The sequence below is a fragment of the Streptomyces sp. NPDC026062 genome (assembly GCF_055568375.1).
The window spans coordinates 1-1,014 of the sequence record NZ_JBVHOQ010000150.1 but is presented as its reverse complement, the minus strand read 5'-3'; the positions used below and the strand labels follow the sequence as shown (position 1 = coordinate 1,014).

Sequence of the window (1,014 nt, the reverse complement as noted above, 5' to 3'; positions counted from 1 at the left end):
GCGGACGAACTCCCACTCGGCATCCGACAGTTCATGGCGACGTATCACCCGACCATGATCCACCACACAAGATCATTTGACGACAGAACCTAGCATCCCTCCGTTCCTCTGCCCGGAATGTCATCAACGAGATCCTTAGGAGAGCCCATGGAAGAGTTCGGGAATGCGGCGGAGCGACACCAGCGCGGAATGCAGAAGCTGGAGGAGGTTGGAGGGAAAGAGCTCAAGGCGCGCTTCCTGGAGAATCTAGCCGGCGTCTCACCCGAGTTCGGCGAGTACGTCTCCGACTTCATCTACGGGGAGATCTACAGCCGCCCCAGCGAGCTGACCCTGGTGGAGAAGGAGTGCGTCACGCTGGTCACCCTCGCCGCCCAGGGCGGTCTCGACTACGAGCTGCGCCTGCACGTGCGCGCCGCCTTGCAACTAGGCATCTCGCCGCGCCGCATAGCCGACTTGTTCATCCAGATGAGCCCATACTCCGGCTTCCCTCGTGGCCTAAGTGCCGTTCTCTGCCTCAAGGAGGCTCTGTCCGACGTCGAAACTGCTGACCTCGTCAGGGATTTCGCCAGCAAGAAGTCTCCCCCCGGCCCGGCGGCACCACTGCCGCACAGCCAGTGAGCTGGCTGCTCTCACGGACAGGCCCGGCGCGGTCAGCGGAGGTGCGTCCCTCACCCGCCGGGCATGCTGGACACTCGGAGAACGGTCACTGCAGCAGACTTGGGCGCCGACGGCCGCCACACCGCTGAGTCCTGATCGCCGGCCGCATCGGGTGGTTCCACCCGATGCGGCCCGTCAGTAACCCTCAACAAACCGAGTTACACCGTTCGTTTGGCTCTGTGTCGCGGGGGTGTGCCCAGTAAACGGCTGATCCTTTTCGTGTGGGTTCGGTTGCTGGCCGGGGTGAGCCGTCGGACCTTGCCCCAAGGCCGGGTAGTTAACGTTTTCGCAGGTCACGCAAGCCAGTTGAAGGATCCCGAACGGAGAACAACGGAGCTCGTTGGTACAGGAAGTCGT

The 1,014-nt window shown here is 62.8% G+C and carries 1 protein-coding gene; it reads left to right on the top strand.

All coding sequences use genetic code 11. The features are described from left to right. Positions 1 to 147: 147 nt before the first annotated feature. Positions 148 to 618, top strand: coding sequence for a carboxymuconolactone decarboxylase family protein (locus ACZ4LX_RS38280; RefSeq protein WP_467652048.1), 471 nt, complete (start codon positions 148 to 150; stop codon positions 616 to 618). Positions 619 to 1,014: the final 396 nt, after the last annotated feature.

Coding starts and splice junctions, on each gene's coding strand:
- ACZ4LX_RS38280 (WP_467652048.1), top strand. CDS start 148: ATGGAAGAGTTCGGGAATGCGGCGGAGCGACACCAGCGCGGAATGCAG.